18 protein-coding genes and 2 tRNA genes are annotated in these 22,578 nt (G+C 44.8%); 12 read left to right on the forward strand and 8 right to left on the reverse strand.

Translation table 11 applies throughout. The features are described 5' to 3' along the window. Window positions 1–46 precede the first annotated feature (46 nt). The 3 genes from MBO_RS02620 to ppsA form a co-directional block, all read right to left on the reverse strand. Window positions 47–967, reverse strand: coding sequence for an RDD family protein (locus tag MBO_RS02620; RefSeq protein ID WP_036362971.1), 921 nt, complete (start codon window positions 965–967; stop codon window positions 47–49). Window positions 968–1,302: 335 nt separating this feature from the next. Beyond that, window positions 1,303–2,502, reverse strand: coding sequence for an MFS transporter (locus MBO_RS02625; protein ID WP_036362977.1), 1,200 nt, complete (start codon window positions 2,500–2,502; stop codon window positions 1,303–1,305). A gap of 295 nt (window positions 2,503–2,797) precedes the next feature. Continuing rightward, the gene (gene ppsA / locus MBO_RS02630) at window positions 2,798–5,161 is read right to left on the reverse strand and encodes a phosphoenolpyruvate synthase (RefSeq protein WP_036362980.1); all 2,364 of its coding nucleotides are present in this window, start codon (window positions 5,159–5,161) and stop codon (window positions 2,798–2,800) included. Between the two features lie 244 nt (window positions 5,162–5,405). Between ppsA and ppsR the strand changes: the two genes are divergently transcribed. The 3 genes from ppsR to sthA all read left to right on the forward strand — a co-directional run bounded on the left by ppsR (window position 5,406) and on the right by sthA (window position 8,297). Next, window positions 5,406–6,278, forward strand: coding sequence for a posphoenolpyruvate synthetase regulatory kinase/phosphorylase PpsR (ppsR, locus tag MBO_RS02635; RefSeq protein WP_052585251.1), 873 nt, complete (start codon window positions 5,406–5,408; stop codon window positions 6,276–6,278). A 28-nt stretch (window positions 6,279–6,306) separates the two neighbouring features. Next, the gene (locus MBO_RS02640; RefSeq protein WP_036362983.1) at window positions 6,307–6,531 is read left to right on the forward strand and encodes a hypothetical protein; all 225 of its coding nucleotides are present in this window, start codon (window positions 6,307–6,309) and stop codon (window positions 6,529–6,531) included. 254 nt (window positions 6,532–6,785) lie between these two features. Beyond that, entirely contained in the window at window positions 6,786–8,297 is a 1,512-nt protein-coding gene (sthA, locus tag MBO_RS02645) for a Si-specific NAD(P)(+) transhydrogenase (protein ID WP_197971982.1), read from the forward strand. Between the two features lie 58 nt (window positions 8,298–8,355). Here the strand turns inward: sthA and MBO_RS02650 are convergent, their stop codons facing one another. The 4 genes from MBO_RS02650 to MBO_RS02665 form a co-directional block, all read right to left on the reverse strand. Continuing rightward, the gene (locus MBO_RS02650; RefSeq protein WP_080702154.1) at window positions 8,356–9,375 is read right to left on the reverse strand and encodes a mechanosensitive ion channel family protein; all 1,020 of its coding nucleotides are present in this window, start codon (window positions 9,373–9,375) and stop codon (window positions 8,356–8,358) included. Between the two features lie 140 nt (window positions 9,376–9,515). Next, the gene (gene cysG, locus MBO_RS02655) at window positions 9,516–10,868 is read right to left on the reverse strand and encodes a siroheme synthase CysG (RefSeq protein WP_036362986.1); all 1,353 of its coding nucleotides are present in this window, start codon (window positions 10,866–10,868) and stop codon (window positions 9,516–9,518) included. Between the two features lie 109 nt (window positions 10,869–10,977). Continuing rightward, on the reverse strand, window positions 10,978–11,496 hold the full coding sequence (locus MBO_RS02660; RefSeq protein WP_052585252.1) for a DUF934 domain-containing protein: 519 nt from the start codon (window positions 11,494–11,496) through the stop codon (window positions 10,978–10,980). Window positions 11,497–11,517: 21 nt separating this feature from the next. Further along, window positions 11,518–13,194, reverse strand: a complete 1,677-nt coding sequence (locus tag MBO_RS02665; protein ID WP_036362989.1) for a nitrite/sulfite reductase — start codon at window positions 13,192–13,194, stop codon at window positions 11,518–11,520. A gap of 540 nt (window positions 13,195–13,734) precedes the next feature. Between MBO_RS02665 and MBO_RS02670 the strand changes: the two genes are divergently transcribed. Continuing rightward, window positions 13,735–14,997, forward strand: a complete 1,263-nt coding sequence (locus tag MBO_RS02670; protein ID WP_036362993.1) for an NRAMP family divalent metal transporter — start codon at window positions 13,735–13,737, stop codon at window positions 14,995–14,997. Between the two features lie 61 nt (window positions 14,998–15,058). Here the strand turns inward: MBO_RS02670 and MBO_RS02675 are convergent, their stop codons facing one another. Beyond that, the gene (locus MBO_RS02675) at window positions 15,059–16,630 is read right to left on the reverse strand and encodes an aminotransferase class I/II-fold pyridoxal phosphate-dependent enzyme (protein WP_036363275.1); all 1,572 of its coding nucleotides are present in this window, start codon (window positions 16,628–16,630) and stop codon (window positions 15,059–15,061) included. A gap of 227 nt (window positions 16,631–16,857) precedes the next feature. On the opposite strand from MBO_RS02675, the gene msrB reads away from it, so the two are divergent. From msrB to trpC, 8 genes are all read left to right on the forward strand, one after another. Next, on the forward strand, window positions 16,858–17,283 hold the full coding sequence (gene msrB, locus MBO_RS02680) for a peptide-methionine (R)-S-oxide reductase MsrB (RefSeq protein ID WP_052585253.1): 426 nt from the start codon (window positions 16,858–16,860) through the stop codon (window positions 17,281–17,283). Between the two features lie 34 nt (window positions 17,284–17,317). After that, window positions 17,318–17,797, forward strand: coding sequence for a glutathione peroxidase (locus tag MBO_RS02685; protein WP_036362995.1), 480 nt, complete (start codon window positions 17,318–17,320; stop codon window positions 17,795–17,797). 159 nt (window positions 17,798–17,956) lie between these two features. Further along, a tRNA-Val gene (locus MBO_RS02690) sits at window positions 17,957–18,032 on the forward strand. Window positions 18,033–18,037: 5 nt separating this feature from the next. Continuing rightward, window positions 18,038–18,114: transfer RNA gene (locus MBO_RS02695), tRNA-Asp, on the forward strand. A 248-nt stretch (window positions 18,115–18,362) separates the two neighbouring features. Continuing rightward, window positions 18,363–19,763, forward strand: a complete 1,401-nt coding sequence (rimO, locus tag MBO_RS02700; RefSeq protein ID WP_046700637.1) for a 30S ribosomal protein S12 methylthiotransferase RimO — start codon at window positions 18,363–18,365, stop codon at window positions 19,761–19,763. 174 nt (window positions 19,764–19,937) lie between these two features. Next, the gene (locus MBO_RS02705; protein WP_036362998.1) at window positions 19,938–20,561 is read left to right on the forward strand and encodes an anthranilate synthase component II; all 624 of its coding nucleotides are present in this window, start codon (window positions 19,938–19,940) and stop codon (window positions 20,559–20,561) included. A gap of 32 nt (window positions 20,562–20,593) precedes the next feature. After that, complete coding sequence (trpD, locus tag MBO_RS02710; protein WP_036363000.1) at window positions 20,594–21,676, forward strand: anthranilate phosphoribosyltransferase; 1,083 nt, start codon at window positions 20,594–20,596, stop codon at window positions 21,674–21,676. Between the two features lie 29 nt (window positions 21,677–21,705). Next, window positions 21,706–22,542: an indole-3-glycerol phosphate synthase TrpC gene (gene trpC, locus MBO_RS02715; protein ID WP_036363002.1), complete on the forward strand. Its 837-nt coding sequence runs from the start codon at window positions 21,706–21,708 to the stop codon at window positions 22,540–22,542. The last annotated feature ends 36 nt before the right edge of the window (window positions 22,543–22,578 follow it).

Here is a 22,578-nt window from a genome sequence, read left to right on the forward strand (position 1 = left end):
TTTCAATAGAATCAGACAGATTGATCACAACCTGTCCGAACGGTTGTTATTTTTTAGTTTTATCCAGCTGGCTTGGGTGCGCCTTAACCACAATGGTATTGGCAAGTCTGTCATGCCAGCCCTGCTTTTTATCATTCGTCGACGCCATAAAATAATTCACACCCACCAGTACCAACGCCAGGTTAAATGGCATCGCAGATGCTATCCAATAAATCACCACGAGCAGAAGCGTGCGCACACCCACTAATGACGTAAAAGGCGGAATTTTTTTTGTGCTTTGACTGACCGCTCGGATGCCCATGACTAATTTACCAAATGATTGACCGCGCATCACAATCAAGATCAACTGTATCAATATGAATCCACCCACCATCATCAGCGTCATCATCGCCACTTGGCTTGGTATCTGCTCAGCGAGGGTTTGGGCATATGTCATGCGTGATTCAAAGCTTCCCGTGGTCATCTTCTGCTGATCAGGTTTTAGCTTAACCATCGCTGATAAGAATGGCAAAAATGCAATGATGAATAGCACAAGATTAATCGCCAATGCCAAGAATCGACTGCCAATCGAAGCATAAACCACTTCATTGGCATTAGTTGTCGATGACACCTTAGAAAATGCTGGTGTAGACTTAGGTGGCAGCATGGTCGATGGCTCGACAGGCTTACGACCGTAGAGTTCAGCAACGCTAACTCGCTGATCTTTTTCTGATCTAAAATCAACATTATCGCCAAAGCCACGCTGACTTGATGGCTGGGCTGACTGATTGGCTGACTGCAAATTGGTGGTGTTTGGCTGGTAACTTAGTCGACCACCAGTAACATCGCCAATTTTTTGCCAACCATTCATTCCTGCATGCCACATCAAATCATCAAGAACCACCGCTCCTGATGAAAGCATGATATTGACCTCTTCGAGAGTGTATGGACCTGCTTGAACTTTATTTCTAGCTAAAAAAATTTTCATTTTACTATCATCATGATGAAATTTTTTTATTTTAAACGAAAATGTGGCAAGTTACAATAATTGAATGTGAATTTTCTCAATGAACAAATTTCGTCTGATGCTAATTTATTTTCTTAGTTTTTCATTTAATGTCATGAGTACAGGATTAATGAAACATAACAAGTTAAATTGATTGCTGATATGACTTGAATGATGTGTTGCGCCCCTATCCATCATGACATATTTAAACAACGTTGATGCCGTTTTATCACACATTGATTTGGTGATGACAATCCAAAAAAAACAGTTGAAATGACCTTCCGTCATGACGGTGCATCACACGCCTTACACCAATACTATCTTTTTATCAATAACTTTAACAAAAAAATAATCACCATATGAACAGCTGCCAATACTGCACAATATAAACAAATCTGGGCATAATCTGCTATGTTTTTTGGTACAATCCATAAACTTGTAACCAATGAACCAGCAGCATCTCCTGCCAAAAAAGCAGTTTGGGTAAAACCCAAAGCCATCGCCAAAGTTGCTTTATCAAGAAATTCATATTCTAATACTTCTTCAAAAGATGAAGATAATCCAGTAAATGCACTTCTCGCCAAAGTTGCTAACACCAGCACCCAAAGAGCCAAACCATAATACAAGCCAAAAGACATTAGCAAAAAAGACAAAATATAGCCTATCATTGCAACAAAAAATCCAATAAAAGGCGTATTTTTAAATTTGTTATTATATTTCAATAATAGCATATTTACCAAAATAGACATAACGGTCGTCATCAGATAAATAAATACCGACTTAGATTCGGAAACACCATACTCCACAAACATCAAAATCAAGTAAGGCTTAAATAAACCAACATAAAAACCAACAACAAAATTAGATAAAATAAACAAAATAGTAGATAAGGTTAAAATATTTTTTATGGATATTTTTTCTTTCGGTTTAATTGCTACCTTTTTCAATTTATCGAACTTAATATTCTGATAGGCAAACACACTTGACATAAAAACAAAACCGCCTGCCATTAACAATAACCAAAAATAAATAGAACCAAATACATACACCGCCAACGATACAAGACCCGTCCCAACCAACATAGCAATATTGACAATCATAGAACGCATTGCGGTTAATTTGGTGGTATTCTGGGTACTGTCTTCAGAAATTTGTAGAACCCAAGAGCGATTGGCGAGAATGGCAGTAGATGCACCAACACCTGCGATTATTGCCGTCATAACCGCAATGACTGGGTGCGTAAATACCCGCATAGATAAAGCAAGGGCGTATAATAATAAAGCAAATAACAAGGCTTTGGCAAAACCAATTTTATCTACAAACATTCCATAAACAAAAGAAAACGCCCCTGTTACCGCCATAACCGAATATGCCATTCCGTAGGCGGAGATGGCGTTTTCATTTTTAAAATAAATTGGCATAGAAGCCAGTGATATTGCCATACCCATCTGAAAAAAGAGCATAAAAAAAGCATACCGCTTTACATTTGGGTTAGCAAAAAAAATTTCTTTAATCATAAAAAACTCTTGTTTAAAACAAATGAGATGCTGTTACTAGAAAGTCCAATCAATACTAATGAGAGATCATCATTCATCAGATGAGATCAAATTAAAATTCTGCTTACCCAAGCCCAATTTTTAACAAAGTCCCTTATAAAATAAAAAAGCAATAAGAATTTTGACATCATGATTAATGACAAATTCCAGTTTTTTAATTTTTATCGTCAAATTGATTAGTTATTGCATAAAAAATCCTGCAAATCCTATTGAGTTAGTAGAAAATAGGATTTGCAGGAAGTTAGTAAAGCCTGAACTATTTATTCTGCCCTAAAAACAACCAAGTATCCAGCACTGTATCTGGATTTAGTGATACTGAGCTGATGCCCTGCTCCATGAGCCATTTGGCAAGGTCTGGGTGATCTGAAGGTCCTTGACCACAGATGCCCACATACTTACCCTCCTTACGACAAGCATCAATCGCCATGCTAAGCAGTTTTTTGACCGCAGGGTCTCGCTCATCAAACAAGTGCGACACAATGCCACTATCACGGTCAAGCCCTAGCGTAAGCTGAGTTAGGTCGTTTGAACCGATTGAAAAACCGTCAAAATATTGTAAGAATTCATCAGCAAGCAAGGCATTAGTTGGCAATTCGCACATCATGATGATTTCAAGAGAATTCTCGCCACGTTTTAGCCCATTTTTTTCAAGTAATTCAATGACTTGGCGGGCTTCACCTGTGGTACGCACAAACGGAATCATGATTTTTACGTTGGTTAGCCCCATGTCATCACGGACGTACTTCAACGCACGGCATTCAAGCTCAAAGCAATCACGGAAATTATCCGAAATATAACGGCTCGCCCCACGGAAACCTAGCATGGGGTTTTCTTCGTGTGGTTCGTATAGCTTACCGCCGATTAGGTTGGCGTATTCGTTGGATTTAAAATCGCTCATACGCACAATGACAGGCTTGTCTTTAAATGCCACGGCAAGCGTTGAGATGCCTTCGATGAGTTTGTTGATATAAAACTCCACAGGCGAGTTGTACCCTGCGATACGCTCAAACACTTGGACTTGGGTCTCTTGGGGCAAGGTGTCCACGTTAAGCAAGGCTTTTGGATGTACGCCAATCATACGGTTGATGATAAATTCTAAGCGAGCCAAGCCCACGCCTTCGTTCGGGATTTGGGCAAAGTCGAAGGCACGGTCGGGGTTGCCCACGTTCATCATAACCTTAAAGCTAAGCTTGGGCATACTGGAGACAGAATTTTTTTGCACCTCAAAATCCAAAACACCTTCATAAATAAAGCCTGTATCCCCTTCGGCACACGATACCGTTACCGCTTGTCCGTCCGTCAAAAGCTCGGTGGCATTACCACAACCGACAATGGCAGGTACGCCAAGCTCACGAGCGATAATCGCCGCATGGCAGGTACGTCCGCCACGGTTGGTGATAATCGCACTGGCACGCTTCATCACAGGTTCCCAATCGGGGTCGGTCATATCAGACACCAGCACATCGCCGTCTTGAACTTTACTCATCTCGTTCAAATTCGTTACGATACGCACCTTGCCTGCACCAACACGCTGACCAATAGAACGCCCTTCGCATAGCACTTTTGCCCCCTTGCTATTGATGACATAACGCTCCATGCTGGTTTTGTCTTGGCGAGATTTGACGGTCTCGGGGCGGGCTTGCACGATGAAAAGCTCATTAGTATCGCCGTCTTTTGCCCACTCAATGTCCATAGGACAGCCGTAGTGTTTTTCAATGATAAGGGCTTGTTTGGCAAGGCGAGTTAGCTCATCGGTATTTAGGGCAAACTGCTGACGGTCGGCTTTTTCTACGTCCACAATTTTGGTTGAGCGTTTGGTCGTGCCTTCATCGCCATAGACCATTTTAATCTGCTTAGCACCAAGATTGCGACGAATCACCGCAGGGCGATCTGCTGCCAGGAGTTTTTTTGATAAATAAAACTCATCAGGGTTTACCGCCCCTTGCACCACCATTTCGCCCAAGCCATAGCTTGCCGTGATAAATACCACGTCATTAAATCCGCTTTCGGTGTCAAGCGTAAACATCACGCCAGACGTACCCGTCTCCGAGCGTACCATACGCTGAACGCCTGCCGACAACGCCACGCCTGCGTGTTCAAAGCCTTTGTGTACACGATAGGCAATCGCACGGTCGTTATAAAGGCTTGCAAACACTTCCTTGATGGCAATCAGCACGTTGTCAATGCCACGAATGTTAAGGAATGTCTCTTGCTGACCTGCAAAAGACGCATCGGGCAAATCCTCGGCAGTCGCTGACGAACGCACCGCCACCGCCACATCTTGACCGCCTGTAAGCGTATCAAATGCCGTGCGAATCTCGTCTTCTAAGTCTTTTGGCAATGCTTGGGCGATGACCCAACCACGCACTTTTGCCCCCACTTCGGCAAGTTTTTCGACATCATCAACGTCCAAGCCTTTTAGTTCAGCATTGATTTTGTCAAGCAAACCTGTTTCGTTCAAAAAGCGGTTAAACGCCTCTGCGGTCGTGGCAAAGCCGTTTGGCACGGACACGCCAACATTGGCAAGATTGCTAATCATCTCGCCCAAAGACGCATTTTTACCACCGACAATCTCAACATCATCTTTACCAAGTTTGTTAAAGGGGATAACTTGTGCCATAAGAATACCTTTTAATCCATAAAAATTTGTCAAATTATAACGATAAATTGCTTAATACTCAATGATATTTAATATAAAAATAAGCATATTTATTAAAATAATACTATCTAATAAAAATATAATTTTAAGAATGTTTAATTGATTTAAATTTATGGGATAACAATTTATTCAGCAGTCGCATGATGAGCGTATTTTATGATATACTGCTGTGTGATTTTATTAATTATATTCTTAAGGAGCTGACATGTACGTCCACACTCCCAATAATGACACAACCCCTCAAAATACCAAGTTCGAACCCATGCGAAGCGCGTTCTTCATCTCAGATGGTACTGCGATCACTGCCGAGACTTTGGGTCGCTCTCTACTAAGTCAGTTTGGCAATGTCAAATTTGACATCAAAATCATTCCCTATGTCGATGACGCTGAACTTGCCCAAGAAGCAGTGAAGCGTATCAATGAGGCGAATCGCCTATCAGGACTCAAGCCTTTAGTGTTTGACACCATCGTCAGCGATGAGATTCGCACCATCATTAATGACGCCGAAGCTACCAACCTAGACATCTATGAAGGCCTCATTAATCGCATCGCCAATGAGATCGGCGAGAAGCCCGACCCGCATTCAGGCATTGCACACGGCCATGTCGATAGTGACGACTATAAGGCACGTATTGATGCTGTTCACTTCGCCCTAGATAATGATGATGGCGCGCGCACGACGCACTATGATGGTGCTGACATTATCCTGGTGGGATTATCACGCTCAGGCAAGACGCCAACAAGTCTTTACCTAGCTTTACAGTTCGGCATTCGCGCCGCTAATTACCCTTTGACCGAAGACGATCTAGACAGCAGCAACCTACCTAAAGTGCTGCAGCCCTACCGTCACAAGCTATTTGGTCTAACCATTGACACCGAACGCCTGGTGCGTATCCGTCAAGAACGCAAGGCGGGCTCTCGCTATGCCTCCCTTGCCCAGTGCCAAGAAGAACAGCGCGCCATCCAAGCCATCTATACCGCCCAAAAAATACCAAATCTTAATGTCTCTGAGATGAGTGTAGAAGAAATCGCCACGCGCATCCTGCAGATGACTGGACTTGCGCGCCGTATTGGTTAATATAGTAATAAAAAATTCAAGATAGTTTATGAAAAAATCAATCAAGCCACTTTATCTACTAACCTTATTGTCTGGCGCCCTACTTATGAGCGCCTGTCAAAAATCAGCGCCAGCACCTGAGCCACTTTACATTCCTAGCATCGCCCTTGGTGAAGCTGTGGTATTAGATGTGCTACCCAATCGCGCACCCTGCCAATCCACCACGCCAATGCAATGCCTAAGAGTAAAAAAAAGTAGGCGCACCGACAAGTGAAGTGTTTGGCATCGGCTATAACGACATTCACGGATTCGAGCCGCGTCAAGGCGTCAGTTACAAGATTCGCGTACATGAAGAAATCGATGAAACACCGGCAAGCCAACAGGTGCTTGGCAGTTGAATGAAATTTTATCCCAACAAATCTCACGCTAACCATTACCAATAAATAAAGGAATAGGACATCATCCATGTCAAAAAAACCAATAGCAAATACAGAACAAAGCAGTATGAAAACCACTGAGAATAACGAAATGCCAATCTTAACCCCTGTGCCTGATGTTGATCACGATCCAATCCATCAAAATCTCATCAGCCCGCTAGATGGTCAGCGCATTGAATTAAACAGCGAAAATAACACCAAATCAAGAAAAAAACACGGCTATGAGTATGACGCTATCGTACTAGGTGCAGGCCCTGCCGGTGAAGCTGCTGCGATGAAACTTGCCAAGTCAGGCATGAAAGTTGCCGTGATTGACCCGCGTGATCAAGTTGGTGGTAACTGTGCTCACGTCGGCACCATCCCAAGTAAGGCCTTGCGTCAGTCGGTGTTTAACATCATTGGCATGCGCCGTGATCCGATTTTTAGCTCATTTACGGATAACTTTCAGATTCCACTAAATAAAGTGCTCAGCAAGGCGCGCCGTGTCATCCTAAGTCAAGTGAACACTCACCGACTGTTCTACGAGCGCAACCGCATTGAAGTCATTCACGGCTGGGGCAGCTTTCTAGATAAACACACCTTGCAAATTGAAGAACCCACAGAAGAAGGTACCAAAAAAACCTTAACCTTCAACCAAGCAGTGATTGCAGTTGGTTCTCGCCCTTATCGTCCTGATTTTCTAGACTTCGGTCATCCGCGCGTGTTCGATTCTGATAAAATCCTACAAATGGATTATGTCGCGCGCAAAATCATCATTTATGGCGCCGGCGTAATCGGCTGTGAATACGCATCCATCTTTACCGGTCTAGGCTATGTTGTTGATCTGATTAACAATAAAGATCAGCTACTTAGCTATCTGGACGATGAGATCTCCGACGCGCTATCCCACGACTTCCGTCAGTTCGGTGTACGCATTCGTAACAACGAAGAAATCGACCATCTAGAGACGCATGATGATTGTGTTGTTCTACACCTAAAAAGTGGTAAAAAAATTAAATCTGACGCCATTCTTTGGTGTAATGGCCGCTCGGGTAATACCGACAGTCTAAACCTTGAAGCGGTCGGTTTAACCGCCAACAGTCGTGGTCAGCTTGAAGTTGACAAGACTTATCGTACTGCCGCACCGCACATCTATGCCGTCGGTGATGTGATTGGTTGGCCATCACTAGCATCAGCCGCCTACGATCAAGGTAGGAATGCTGCGGGCTTTATGGTGGGTGACAAGCACGCAGAATTCATCACAAGTGTGCCAACAGGGATCTACACCATCCCTGAAATCTCAAGCATCGGCGCCACCGAAGAAGACCTAACTCGTGATCAGATTCCTTATGAAGTGGGTCAAGCCTTCTTTAAACATCTGGCTCGCGCTCAAATCATCGGTGAACGCTCTGGCGTATTGAAGATTCTATTCCACCGTGAAACCCTTGAAATCCTAGGCATTCACTGCTACGGTAACCATGCATCTGAGATCATCCACATCGGTCAAGCTGTGATGAAATGCGGGCATACCTTGGAGTATTTCGTTACTACGACATTTAACTATCCTACCATGGCTGAAGCCTACCGTGTGGCAGCCTTGAATGGATTAAACAGAATCTTTTAAGGTTCATCATAAAAAAGCCCTAATTTAAATTTAGGGCTTTTTGTTAATTCTATATAAATCAGCTATTTGATGCTGCACTTTTTTGTTCTTGTAATAGCTTAGACAGCCCTTCAACGCCTTGAATATGAACCGTACGGTTCGGAAATGGAATGTCCACACCGGATTCATCAAAGGCATATTTCACTTTCTCAAGCAAATCGCACTGCACATCAAACCAATCATCATTCTCTGTCCATACATATAAGGTTAAATCAACCGAGCTTTCAGAAAGTGCCGTCACGCGCACATTTGGCGCCGGATGCTTTAAAATTTTATCATGGCACGACGCCACCGACAGCATCGCCTCGCGCGCCTTTTGGATATCGCTGTGATAGCCAATACCCACCAACACATCAACACGGCGCTTCGGCAATGAGGTGTAGTTAGTGCTTGAATTCGTCATGATGTCGCCATTTGGGATGATGATCTCATGATTGGCAGGCGTTCTGATGCGTGTATTAACCAGAGTGATGTCGATCACCGTACCCGTCTGACCTCCTACCTCTACATAATCTCCGCGTCCAAAAGGTCGAAAAATAACAATCATCACACCCGCTGCTAGGTTTGACAACTGATCCTTTAAGGACATACCAATCGCTACCGCTGCCGCACCCAGCACCGCGACGAACGAGTTGGTATTAATACCAAGCTTATTCAGTGCCGCCAATAGCACCGCAACGATCATCAGTCCATACAGAAGGTTATTAAGAAAATTCACCACCGTCTGATCAAGTCGGCTACGCTCCAGCATGCGGTTAATCACCGTCAGCACTCGTTTACCCACCCATTTACCCACAAAGAAGATAAGTAGCGCCAACAAGATATTAATGCCAAGCTCAACCCCATCATGAATCAATGTATGTATATCAATGGGCACACCCAAGAATTCAAGGGCGTGATTGGTGGTACCCTCCAGTCCCTCAACCGTTGCAGTGGTAACTTCCTTGGCAACTTCTTTGGTGTTTTTGGTGGCTAGTTTTACCCCTTCTGCAGCCTTAATCACCGCCTCCGGTGTGACTGGTTCTTTTAGTGTTGTCATGATTAATTATTGATCCAATACAGTTATTATCAAAAGTCGTATTTTACCCCAATCCACACAAAAAATCATCTCAATCATCGCCCATCCAATAAAAAAACCGCCTCCACTTTGGCAGCTTTGTATTAATCAGTTCCAAATAATCATGGTCTATATAATTTCACTACATTGCCCACGATAACGATGGCTGGCGCTGACAGTCCTGCCTGCTCATTTTTGATGATAATGTCATCCAGCTTCCCCGTCAGAACTTGCTGTGTTGGTAGGCTTGCATTTGAGACGATGGCAACGGGCGTATCAGCCGACAGCCCTGAGACGAGCAGACTATCTACAATCTTACCCAGCGCATGCAGACCCATATAGAACACCAAGGTTTCATCACTTTGATAGGCGCTTTTTAGACCATCAAAGGACTCACTGGTCTGATAGCACCCCGTCAAGAATCTTACCGACGTCGCCACCCCTCGATGCGTGAGCGGGATGCCTGCATAGCTGCCCACCGCCAACGCTGCCGTGATGCCACTCACCACCTGATACGGCACACCCGCTTCTTGACAAGCGATCATCTCTTCGCCTCCACGACCAAAAACAAAAGGATCGCCACCCTTTAGGCGCAGCACTCGCTTGCCTTGCTTGGCGTATTCTACGATTAGCTCATTGATTTGATCTTGAGTTTTGGCGTGGTCAGCGCGCTTCTTACCGACGAATATCTTATCACTGTCACGGCGACATAGATCCAAAATCTCATCAGACACCAATGCATCATACAGCACCACATCCGCCTGTTGCATGAGTCGTAGCGCCTTAAAGGTCAAAAGATCAGGATCGCCCGCACCTGCACCCACAATGTACACCTCACCCGCTTTGTCGTTATTTTTGACAAAATCATCCAATTCATCAGCCAGATGACCGACAATCTTATCCGCTAAGACTCTGTTAAACACCCCCTCCCAGAAATGACGACGCTCGGTGACTGTTGGTAGTTTATCCTTAACCGCCTGACGAAAATCCCCAGCAAGCTTGGCGATTCTACCGATACTAGATGGTATCTGACTTTCTATCTTAGCACGGATTAGTCTTGCCAAGACGGGTGCCTTACCATTACTAGACACGCCGATGACGATGGGATCTCTATCCACGATAGCTGGAAAAATAAAATCGCACAAATCCGGCATATCCACCACATTGATGGCGATGCCGCGCACCTTAGCATCTGCATGCACCTGCACATTCAGCGCATGATCATCAGTGGCGCAGATGATAAAGGCAGGCTTACCAATTCCATCCAAATCACTGCTCTCATAAGGCTTATGTATGATGGCATGATTATTATCCTGTAGGAATTTCAAAAACCCCTCATTAAAGCGCTTCGACAGTACCACAAGACTCGCCCCTGCTTTATGCAAAAGACTGGCTTTTCTTTGGGCAACTTCACCGCCACCTATGATAAGAACTCTTTGATGGCTTAAATTAAAAAACAAAGGCAGTGTATTCATGACATTTCCACATTGATCATTGAATTATTGTAATTTTAGAAACAAAAATCCTCTCAAGCACGCCGATCATCATCAGCGCGCCTGTCTTTATTGAAGTTTGGATTATTAATTAACGGAACATTGGCAGCGCATCAGAAGCCGTGCCTGCATGCGCGGTTTTTAGGTCGTGTAGTGTGGTTTTTAGGGTGGTTACAAGCTCTGGTCGCACCGCAAAAGCATTCGCACCTGACTTATAAAAATATGACGCCTGATCAAGCCCGAACTCGCCTGCGATGATGATCTCAGCATGTTCTCTTAGCTGTCGAAGCTGACGCACCAGGCTGAAAACTCTTCCATCCTTAAAGTCCGCCACATACACTACGAACAGGTTAATCAATGCCTCATCAAGTACAGATTCGATCTCTTTGATGGTATTATCCGCTGTAACGAGCAGTCCGCGCGTATCACGAAAGTCTGTTGGCGTACTAAGCAGTGTGCTATTACCATCACCGCGCTCATTGATCTTCCCTAGATCAAGACCTGCATAGTTTGGCTCATCCGCACTGCTTGAAATCAAGAAAAATTTAGCCGTGCTTTCATGAACATTGGCATGGCTATCTACACCGATGATCGTTGTCAAGACACTCATTTCAATCTCCTTTTGACTAAATTAAGCGTAAACTGCCGCCTTAAATGGCGCAATACCTACGCGTTCCACCACCTGAGCAAAGCTCTCTACATGTTCATCGGTGGTGATACGCTCATTTTGATACACCTTAGCAATGATGTCAATGGTATTCGCCACCTCATCTGCCGCCACCGCACGCCCAAGAATCTGACCCAGTTTGGCATCCTCTGATGAGCTACCTCCAAGGCTGATCTGATACCAGTGTTCGCCTTTTTTGTCCACGCCCAGAATGCCAATATCGCCCACATGATGGTGCGCGCAGGCGTTCATGCAGCCTGACATGTTTAGGCGAATACCCCCAAGATCGTACAGATAGTCTAGGTCTTGGAATTGCTCTTCGATGCTCTGAGCAATATTATGCGTGGTGGCATTTGCCAATGCGCAATAATCAAATCCTGGGCAGACCGTCATGTCAGTCAATGTGCCGATATTGGCGCGGGCCAGATGCAACTTGGACAGCTCTTGCCAAAGCGCATACAAATCAGCAATCTTAACATCGCCCAGCACCAGATTCTGATGGTGTGTGGCACGAATCTCACCCAAACTATAAGCATCCGCCAGATCCGCCAAAGCAAACATTTGATCATCCGTCATGTCGCCTGATGGAACGTACTTACCATTGATGATACCCGACTTTAACGAGATCACCACCGCACGGTAGCCAGCCACTTTATGAGCCACGGTATTGTGCTCATACCAATTTTTAAAATTATCATCAACCAGATATTCTTGAAGCTGATTTTGCGCTGCCAGCGGGTCAATTTTCTCATATGACGGTGCGGTAAAATAACTCTCCGCCTTGGTAAAGTGCGCATCCGTCAAGGTAAGGTCGCCATCTTTTAGGTGCTGCCATTCATCAGCGACTTTTTGGGCGAATACTTCTTTACCTAGACTCTCCACCAAGATTTTGATGCGCGCTTTATATTTATTATCGCGACGACCTTCTAAATTGTAGACTCTCAAGATCGCATCAAGATAGCTTAGCAGATGCTCGCGCGGCAAGAACTCATTAATTACCTTACCAATAATAGGTGTACGCCCAAGACCGCCGCCCACGATGACCTCAAAGCCAATTTGACCGTCTTTTTTGATGACGTGCAGACCAATGTCATGCACCTGCGTCGCAGCGCGGTCAGCCTTAGTGCCGATGACTGCAATTTTAAATTTGCGCGGCAAATAAGCAAACTCAGGGTGAAACGTACTCCACTGTCTAATGATTTCACAATACGGTCTTGGATCGACCACTTCTTCGCTGTGAATGCCAGCGTACGGATCGGTTGTGGTATTGCGGATACAGTTGCCTGATGTTTGAATGGCATGCATCTGATGACTGGCAAGCTTCGCCAGAATGTCGGGCACTTCTTCAAGCTTTACCCAATTTAACTGCAAATTGGTACGCGTGGTAAAGTGCGCATACCCTCTGTCAAAGTCACGCGCAATCTCAGCCAAAACACGCAGCTGATGGCTTGCCATCAGGCCATAAGGGATGGCGATGCGCAGCATGGGCGCATGACGCTGAATATAAAGTCCGTTTTGCAAGCGCAAGGGCAAAAACTGCTCTTCTGGCAACTCTCCTGCCAAAAAACGCTGCGTCTGATCTCGAAACTGCTCAACTCGTTCATTAACGATTTTTTGATCGGTGTAAGAATATTGATACATGATAATTTCCTTTGGCGGTCGGCTTAGGCGTCATGGCGACTTTAGGATTGTCATGTTAAGCATTTCACGCCAAAATTTAAAATTCAAAAACGGCATATAGATAGCAAATATGAGCATAATCAACCATCCTTATATCAAACTTTTCATTAAATCCAAGCATCAGCCATTCTATCACTCAACAAATAAAACCCAGAAAACAAACTTTTAAAGGAAATCAAAGAAAAAATACATACTCATTATAGGCATTGTATGTAATTTTTATATACATCTTCAGCCTGTGTGAATACCTTACCAGCTTTAAAATAATTTTAAGTAATGACTTCATTCCACCTGACAAACCAAAAGTTAAGTAAAATTTTATTAGTATTCAAAATGATGGATAAACACATTATTTGATTTGTGGTTTTGTTAGTTTGTGGTAGAATAAGCGCATTTTCTCACGCCCAAAAATATTAGGGAAAATACACGTTTTATATGGAAAAATAATCAAATTTATTTTTCCATATAAACCGTCTTTTTATCTACTTTCGATAATCTGCTATGACAACTTCACAAACCTCACAAACCTCTGATAAACCCCAAAAACTCACCTGGAAAGCCTTCGGTCCCGGTATTCTTATGGCGTCCGCCGCCATTGGCGGGTCGCACCTTGTATCCTCCACCCAAGCTGGGGCGTTGTATGGTTGGCAACTTGCCATTATGATCGTGCTTGCCAACTTTTTTAAATACCCTTTTTACCGCTTTGGCACAGAATACGCCTACAAAACAGGCGATAGTCTCGTGGCAGGTTACGCCAAAAAATCCAAAGCCTACCTTTGGGCATTTTTTGGCTTATCTGTCGTGTCAGGCGTGATTACCACGGGGGCAGTCGCTCTGCTCTGTGCGACCATTTTGGGCTTTATTCTGCCTTTTGAGCTAAATCCACTTATCCTGTCCATCATTGTGATGACCATCTCATGGGGACTACTCATTGCAGGGCATTATAAGGTTTTGGACAATATCTCAAAGTGGATTATTCTGGCATTGACGGTTGCCACCATTTTGGCGGTTATCATCGCAGGTATGTCGCCAAAAGAAGTCGCTCCTGATTTTGTACCGATGTCGCCTTGGAACTTGGCATCTTTGGGCTTTATCATCGCTCTTATGGGTTGGATGCCTGCTCCGCTTGAATTTTCGGTCATTACATCTGTGTGGACTGCCAAGAAAATCCGCACCGACCGCACAAGCCATTTTCAAGGCGTGGTAGATTTTAACGTGGGCTATTTTACATCGGCGATTTTGGCATTATTTTTCTTGACGCTTGGCGTGTTTGTACAGTACGGCACGGGCGAAGAGATTGCCACCAAAGGCGGCGCTTACATCGGTCAGCTTGTAGAGATGTACACAGAGACCATTGGCAATTGGTCAAAAATTCTCGTGGCATTCATCGCTTTTTTGTGTATGTTTGGCACGGTCATCACGAGTGCGGACGGCTATGGGCGTACCAATGCCGAGAGTCTGTCGCTCATCAAAACAGGCACAACCGAGCTTACCGAAAAATACGTCATGCGTTGGACGACCGCTATGGTCATTGGTGGATTTATCTTAATCAATGTGTTTGCAGGACAAATGGCAAGCCTACTCAAATTTGCGATGATTAGTTCCTTTGTCTCCGCTCCGATTTTTGCCTACCTTAATTACTCGTTGGCAAAATCTGAAAACCTACTCACCCCAAAAATGAATATTTATGCCCTACTTGGCATTGCCTTTTTGGCAGGATTTGCAGGCGCGTTTTTATTGCAGTTTTTTGGGATTATTGGATAAAAACAAAAACATCAAAAAAAGGGCGACAACAATCGCCCTTTATTTTTGCAAATACCCCACTCTATTCCGTGCCAAACTCTTTACGCTTATTGGCAAAAAATCTATCCAACCTATCCATCGCATCTTCCAAATCTATCAAATTGGGCAGAAATACGACCCTAAAATGGTCTGGCTTATCCCAATTAAAGCCCGTACCCTGCACCATTAAGACTTTTTCTTGAATCAATAAATCCATCATGAATTTCATGTCATTTTGGATGGGATAGACATCAAGGTCAATCTTGGCAAAACAGTAAAACGCCCCTTGCGGCTTGGTGCAGCTAATGCCCTTAATAGCATTTAGGCGAGAGACCGCCATCTCACGCTGTTTGTACAGTCGTCCTGTCGGTGCGGTCAGAGCTTGCATGGACTGATAACCACCCATTGCCGTCTGTATGGCGTACTGAGCAGGCACGTTGGCACACAGTCGCATACTGGCGAGCATGGTCAAGCCTTCTATAAAGTCGCCAGCATGGTCTTTTTTACCCGACAACATGACCCAGCCTGAGCGATAGCCTGCAATGCGGTGCGATTTTGACAAGCCATTAAAGGTCAAAACCAGCGTCTTATCAGTAATCGTACACATGGGCGTATGCACAGCATCATCATACAAAATACGGTCATAAATCTCGTCTGCCATAATAACCAAGCCATGTTTTACCGCCAAATCAGCAATTTTTTGCAAGATTTCCTTGCTATATAATGCTCCTGTGGGGTTGTTGGGGTTGATGATGACAATGGCTTTGGTTTTGTCGGTGATTTTACTCTCAATATCCGCCAAATCAGGGTGCCAGTTGTCTTCTTCCACACAGCGATAATGCACCGCCCTGCCCCCTGCTAGGTTGGCGGACGCTGTCCACAGCGGATAATCAGGCATGGGAATAAGCACTTCATCGCCGTCATCAAGCAGGGATTGCAAGGTCATGACGATAAGCTCCGACACGCCATTGCCGATATACACATCATTGACATCAGTCGCTGACAGCAGTCCTTTGGCTTGATAATATTGCAAAATCGCCTTACGAGCCGAAAAAATCCCCTTAGAATCGGAGTATCCAGACGCATTTTGCAAGTTCATCGCCACGTCTTGCACAATCTCATCAGGGGGCAGCAGTCTAAACGGTTCAGGATTGCCAATATTGAGCTTGATGATACGCTGACCTTCGGCTTCCATGCGGTTGGCGGTTTGCAAAAGTTCGCCACGAATGTCATAGCAGACGTTGGAAAGTTTGGCAGATTTTTTTAAAGGCTTCATGAGGGATACCTTGTGAGAATGATTGTGTGAATTTGGTAAATTATCTTGTAAATCAATCTCTTGACTGGCATTATTGACGGTTGGATTCGTCGATACATTGCCTGTCAAAAGATAGTTTTCGGTCGTGCCTAGCACTTGGGCGACTATGGGGAGCTTGCTACTTGTGATACCATTTTTGTCGCATTCCCAATTGGCAATCGCTCCACGACTGACGGAAGCACCGTGGGCGTTTAGCTTATCGGCTAGGGCTTGAGCGGATAATCCTAAGGATTTGCGGAGCTGTTTTAGGCGTTCGCCTTGCGTGGTGGGCGTATTTGGTGGATGGGTGTCTTTGGTCATCGCGGTCATTGCAAGTAAAAGTTGCAATTATCATACAAGGCTTCGAATGGTTTTGCAAGAGAATTTTAAAGGCGTGAATTTAACAAGCGCTATTCTGATTGAACTTCACCCCACCCACACAAATTTAGATAAATTAGATTTGCCTCATGCTTGTATTTGTACCAAACCCACCCCATTCAATATTAAGATTAAAAACTCAAACTCTGACCTACTTATAAGGAAAATCCATGCTCTTACCCGACCATAGCCTTAGCCCCGATGAAATTGCCCAATTAACTGAACAAGATTGGCAAAATCGCCTAACCGCTGACGAATATTATGTCTTACGCCAAAAAGGCACCGAGCGACCTTTTACAGGCTTATATACCGATGTGTTTGAAACTGGTGTGTATCGTTGTAAGGGCTGTAATACCAAGCTCTTTGACAGCGATAGCAAATACCACTCAGGCTGTGGCTGGCCCAGCTTTGATAAGACAATTAACGACACCGTGCTGACTGAGACGCTGGATTTATCTCACGGCATGAGACGTATTGAAGTTACTTGCAGCAACTGCGGTGGGCATTTGGGACACGTTTTTCCTGATGGTCCAAGAGAGACGACAGGCATGAGATATTGCATCAACTCCATCGCCATTGATTTTGAACCCAATTAACCCCAGTCACTTGCAATCAGCTTGGAGATTTTTTATGTCTAGCATCTATGAATTTAGCGCCAATGATTTGACTGGCAATGTCGTACATTTTAAGGGTTTTGAAGGTAAGGTTTTGCTTATCGTCAATACCGCAAGCAAATGCGGCTTTACACCGCAATTTGCAGGCTTGCAAGAATTGCACACCAAATACCACGATAAGGGCTTAGTCGTGATCGGCTTTCCTTGCAATCAATTCGGCGCACAGGAGCCTCACGAAGGCGCGGAGATTGGCGAGTTCTGTCAAAAGAACTACGGCGTGGACTTTTTAATGATGGATAAAGTAGATGTGAACGGCGATCACGCCCATCCAATTTTTGATTTTCTAAAGCATGAGCAAGGTGGTATCTTAACCGATGCGATCAAGTGGAATTTTACCAAATTCTTGGTTGGTCGTGACGGTAAAGTGCTGAATCGTTACGCACCGACCACCAAGCCACAAGACTTAGAAAAAGACATCGAGGCAGCTTTGGCGTAGTTGTATTTTTTAAAATTATTTTAAAATCAATATTTTACATAAAATTTTAAAATTTTTTGAAAAAAGTATTTGACACCCTGTCAAAAATCTATATAATACGCACCACAACGAACGAACACGGTAACGGCAAGTTACTTAGTTCGAAAGTTAAAAGAACATGGGCGGTTAGCTCAGTTGGTAGAGCGTCTGCCTTACAAGCAGAGGGTCAGCGGTTCGAATCCGTTACCGCCCACCATGTTCGCAGCGGTAGTTCAGTTGGTTAGAATACCGGCCTGTCACGCCGGGGGTCGCGGGTTCGAGTCCCGTCCGCTGCGCCATTATTCAAGAAACTCCAAATCTTCGGATTTGGGGTTTTTTATTATTTAACGCCTCCTTTTGCTCGTTATTGAGCTTACCAATTATGCTATAATACCATTTTTTTCAGCCATCTATTAAGACAGCTAACATGAGTGTTCAAACCTTTAATCCCAAAAACCCCAATCTCAATCTTAGTCCTGGCGAAGCTGGCTATCATCATAAAGCCAACCACAACCAAAACCGCACCCTAGAAGAGTCGGCAAGTCTGATGCAGATTGCCAAGCCTAGTGGCGGTTTATCCAGTGAAATTGTCAAAACGCCCAAAGTCGGGTTTGTATCCTTAGGTTGCCCCAAGGCACTGGTGGACAGTGAGCGGATTATTACCGAACTTACTCGTGAGGGCTACCAAGTCGCCAAGGATTATGACGGGGCGGATCTTGTGGTGGTAAACACCTGCGGATTTATTGAATCTGCCGTCCAAGAAAGCCTTGATGCCATTGGCGAGGCAATCGCCAAAAACGGCAAGGTCATCGTAACAGGCTGTTTGGGTAAAGATGCCGAACGCATTCGCACCATGCACCCTGCCGTATTGGCGGTAACAGGGGCTCATGCCTATGATGAAGTGGTCAAAGCGGTAACGCACCATGTGCCAAAACCTGACAAATCCAAGACTTATGACCCCAAAATAGATCTTATCAATGACGCAGGCGTGAAGCTGACTCCTGCCCATTATGCGTATGTCAAAATCAGTGAAGGCTGTAATCATCGCTGTACTTTTTGTATCATTCCGTCCTTGCGTGGCGACTTGGTGTCTCGCACCATTGACAGCGTGATGAATGAAGCTGTTGCCCTAAAAAAAGCAGGGGTCAAAGAGCTACTTATCATCAGCCAAGACACATCCGCTTATGGCGTGGATTTAAAATATAAAATGGCGTTTTGGCAAGGCGAACCGATAAAGACCAAGTTTTTTGATATGTGTCAAGCCTTAGCAAGGCTTGGCATTTGGGTGCGTTTGCATTATGTGTACCCTTATCCGCACGTAGATAATGTGGTACAAATCATGGCGGACAGCATGAAAGCCAGTGGTGGTAAGGGTGGGCTTTTGCCATATCTTGACATTCCCTTTCAGCACGCAAGCACCAGTGTATTAAAGGCGATGAAACGCCCTGCCATGAGCGAAAATACCTTGGAGCGACTTGCCAAATGGCGGGAGATTTGCCCCGAGATTGTCATTCGCTCTACCTTTGTGGTGGGCTTTCCAGGGGAGACCGAAGAAGATTTTGAGTACCTGCTTGACTGGTTAAAACAAGCACGCCTTGACCGTGTGGGCTGTTTTACTTATTCAGAGGTTGACGGGGCGGTGGCGAATGATTTGCCAAACCCTGTGCCAGAGTCTGTTAAGCAAGAGCGTTACGAGCGGTTTATGGCGGTCGCCCAACAAATCAGCGAAGAAAAATTGCAAGAAAAAGTCGGGCAAACGTTGGTGGTATTGGTAGATGAAATTGATACAGAAGAAAATATCGCCATTTGCCGTAGCTATGCTGATGCCCCAGAGATTGACGGTCATGTCTATGTGGATAATATTGATGGGCGTGTTAAAGTGGGCGAATTTTTAACCGTTACCATTGATGAAGCCAGTGAGTATGATTTGTTTGCCAGTTTTAAATAATAAAATAAGCCCTAAATACTATTTTAGGGCTTATTTTTATTGCTTGTATTTATCAAAATATGCAAGCAAAGACTTTGGGTGTATCAACTCAATTTAAATCAAAAATCCTGCACCACATAAATAAAAAATGGTAAAATAATTCAATTTATCGATATATTAGCAAGGAACACTCTCATGGTACTCATGATTGACAATTTTTGCAGTTTTACTTATAACATCGTACAGTATTTTGGAGAATTACAACAAGACATCAAGGTATTTCGTAACAACGAAATTACCCTGGATGAGATTCGCGCACTGTCACCCAAGGCCATTATCTTAGGTCCTGGTCCTTGTAGCCCAACCGAGGCAGGTGTGACATTGCCGATTTTGGCTGAATTTAGCGGTCAGATCCCGATCCTAGGTGTCTGCCTAGGTCATCAAGCGATCGGGCAGGCTTTTGGCGGTGATGTGGTTCGCGCAGGCGAGGTCATGCATGGCAGATTATCACCCATTCATCATCATGATCAGGGAGTGTTTAGCGATCTACCAAGCCCATTTGATGCCACGCGCTACCACTCACTTGTCATCGACAGAAACACCCTGCCCGACTGCCTAGAGATCACCGCGTGGACTCAGAATCCTGATGGCTCAATGGAAGAGATCATGGGTGTTCGTCATAAGACATTGGATGTAGAGGGTGTTCAATTCCACCCAGAATCTATCCTAAGCGAGCACGGTTATCAGCTGTTTAATAATTTTTTGGTACGCTGCGGCCTTGCCAAGCTAAGCAACGACAACTTACCACAAGTCGCGTAAGCCATAGATAATGAATACAGTAAGGACGGATAATGATTAACTTAAATAATATTAATACGCTTAGCGATGATGAGATCGGTCAATTTTTAAGTCGAACGTTAAATACATTATTACAGGGTGAAAATCTAGACAGCGACACCATGCAGGGCGTAATGCTTGCCATCATGCATGGACGTTGCCCAGATGCACTGATGGGTGCCATCTTGGTGGCGCTACGCACCAAGGGCGAGAGCATTGATGAGATTACCGCTGCCGCCTCCGTGATGAGGCAACTGGCACATAACATCACATTAGATGATCTGACAAATGTGGTCGATATCGTGGGAACAGGTGGCGATGGCGCCAATCTATTTAACGTATCAACAGCAGCCGCGTTCGTGGTATCCGCCAGTGGCGCTAAGGTCGCCAAGCACGGCAATCGCGGCGTCTCCACCAAGTCAGGCTCATCAGACCTACTACAAACGCTTGGCGTACGTCTCGACCTGACCAATGACGAGGTCATTCGCTGCATTCAAGAACAGCAATTAGGATTCTTATTCGCGCCCAACCATCATAAAGCCATGCGTCATGCCGTTGGTGTCCGCCAGCAGCTAAAAGCTCGTACGATCTTCAACGTCTTAGGCCCATTAACCAACCCTGCTGGTGTGGTTAATTCGGTCATCGGTGTATTTGATCAGTCTCTATGCGAACCGCTTGCCCACGTTCTAAAGAACCTTGGTTCAAAGCACGCAATTGTTGTGCATTCAGCCGATGGATTAGACGAATTTAGCTTGGCGGACGATAGTTTTGTGAGCGAACTAAAAGATGGCGTGGTTAGTAGCAATACCATCAGCCCTAGAGATGTTGGCATTGAACCACAAGGCCTTGACGGGCTAGGCGTATCATCTTCCAAAGACAGCCTAGAGCTCATCACCGCCGCCCTATCAGGGGCAAGCGATGATCAGCGCATCAAAAAAGCCCAAGATATCATTGCACTAAATGCAGGCGCAGCCATCTATGTCTCAGGCAAGGCAGACACCCTACAATCAGGCGTACAGATTGCCAAAGATACCATCGGCAGCGGCGCAGCATTAACCAAAATGCGTGAATTTGCCAAGCTTACCCAATCTTTATAACCTTATAAACCCATACATCAGGAATAATCATGACAAGTTCGAGTACGCCAAGCATCCTCCAAAAAATCGTTACCACCAAGCATGAAGAAATCGCCGCTGCCAAGGCTTTGGTGAGCCAAGATGAACTCATCAGGCTTATTCGCCTTAATAACGACAAGCCAAGAGGCTTTGCCAATGCCCTACGCGCTGTCAATACTACAGAAGGCAAGATTGGCGTCATCAGCGAAATCAAACAAGCCAGCCCATCAAAGGGCATCATCTGTCAGAATTTCAATGCTGTCGATGCCGCCAAAGGCTATGAACAAGCAGGTGCAACATGCCTATCTGTACTGACCGATCGACAGTATTTTAAAGGTCATGATCACTACATGATCAAAGCCAGAAATGTCACAAACTTACCCGTCCTGCGTAAAGATTTTATGGTGGATGAATACCACATCTACGAAAGCCGCGCCTTAGGCGCTGACTGCATTCTGCTGATCATGGCATGCCTAGATGACAAGACGGTTGCTCATCTACACAAGATCGCCATTGATCTGGGTATGGATGTACTGATTGAGATTCACACCCAGCAAGAGCTAGAACGCGCACTTAAATTGCCCAAATCTACCCACAACATTTATGGTATCAACAACCGCGATCTGAATACTTTTAAGGTGGATTTGGCGCATAGCATTCGTCTGTGCGAGCAGCTTTTTGCTACATTAGGTGGTGATGCTCTCGTGGTCAGCGAAAGCGGCATCAATGATGCCAATGACATTCATCTGATGCAAAAGAACAACATCCATCATTTCTTGATTGGTGAACAGTTCATGAAGACAGATGATGCTGGCGCAGCATTGGCAGAGCTACTAAAAAGCATTTAACGCATTAATGATTTAACCCGACCAACAAAAAAGNGA

The sequence above is a fragment of the Moraxella bovoculi 237 genome (assembly GCF_000696305.2).
Taxonomy (GTDB): Bacteria; Pseudomonadota; Gammaproteobacteria; order Pseudomonadales; family Moraxellaceae; genus Moraxella; species Moraxella bovoculi.

What these genes read in the sequence shown, in the direction of transcription:
- MBO_RS02685 (WP_036362995.1), top strand. Translation starts at nt 17,318, where the DNA reads ATGTCTAGCATCTATGAATTTAGCGCCAATGATTTGACTGGCAATGTC.
- msrB (WP_052585253.1), top strand. Translation starts at nt 16,858, where the DNA reads ATGCTCTTACCCGACCATAGCCTTAGCCCCGATGAAATTGCCCAATTA.
- MBO_RS02625 (WP_036362977.1), bottom strand. Translation starts at nt 2,502, where the DNA reads ATGATTAAAGAAATTTTTTTTGCTAACCCAAATGTAAAGCGGTATGCT.
- MBO_RS02670 (WP_036362993.1), top strand. Translation starts at nt 13,735, where the DNA reads ATGACAACTTCACAAACCTCACAAACCTCTGATAAACCCCAAAAACTC.
- MBO_RS02650 (WP_080702154.1), bottom strand. Translation starts at nt 9,375, where the DNA reads ATGACAACACTAAAAGAACCAGTCACACCGGAGGCGGTGATTAAGGCT.
- ppsA (WP_036362980.1), bottom strand. Translation starts at nt 5,161, where the DNA reads ATGGCACAAGTTATCCCCTTTAACAAACTTGGTAAAGATGATGTTGAG.
- trpD (WP_036363000.1), top strand. Translation starts at nt 20,594, where the DNA reads ATGATTAACTTAAATAATATTAATACGCTTAGCGATGATGAGATCGGT.
- MBO_RS02675 (WP_036363275.1), bottom strand. Translation starts at nt 16,630, where the DNA reads ATGACCAAAGACACCCATCCACCAAATACGCCCACCACGCAAGGCGAA.
- MBO_RS02665 (WP_036362989.1), bottom strand. Translation starts at nt 13,194, where the DNA reads ATGTATCAATATTCTTACACCGATCAAAAAATCGTTAATGAACGAGTT.
- rimO (WP_046700637.1), top strand. Translation starts at nt 18,363, where the DNA reads ATGCAGATTGCCAAGCCTAGTGGCGGTTTATCCAGTGAAATTGTCAAA.
- ppsR (WP_052585251.1), top strand. Translation starts at nt 5,406, where the DNA reads ATGTACGTCCACACTCCCAATAATGACACAACCCCTCAAAATACCAAG.
- MBO_RS02640 (WP_036362983.1), top strand. Translation starts at nt 6,307, where the DNA reads ATGAAAAAATCAATCAAGCCACTTTATCTACTAACCTTATTGTCTGGC.
- trpC (WP_036363002.1), top strand. Translation starts at nt 21,706, where the DNA reads ATGACAAGTTCGAGTACGCCAAGCATCCTCCAAAAAATCGTTACCACC.
- MBO_RS02620 (WP_036362971.1), bottom strand. Translation starts at nt 967, where the DNA reads ATGAAAATTTTTTTAGCTAGAAATAAAGTTCAAGCAGGTCCATACACT.
- MBO_RS02705 (WP_036362998.1), top strand. Translation starts at nt 19,938, where the DNA reads ATGGTACTCATGATTGACAATTTTTGCAGTTTTACTTATAACATCGTA.
- cysG (WP_036362986.1), bottom strand. Translation starts at nt 10,868, where the DNA reads ATGAATACACTGCCTTTGTTTTTTAATTTAAGCCATCAAAGAGTTCTT.
- MBO_RS02660 (WP_052585252.1), bottom strand. Translation starts at nt 11,496, where the DNA reads ATGAGTGTCTTGACAACGATCATCGGTGTAGATAGCCATGCCAATGTT.
- sthA (WP_197971982.1), top strand. Translation starts at nt 6,786, where the DNA reads ATGCCAATCTTAACCCCTGTGCCTGATGTTGATCACGATCCAATCCAT.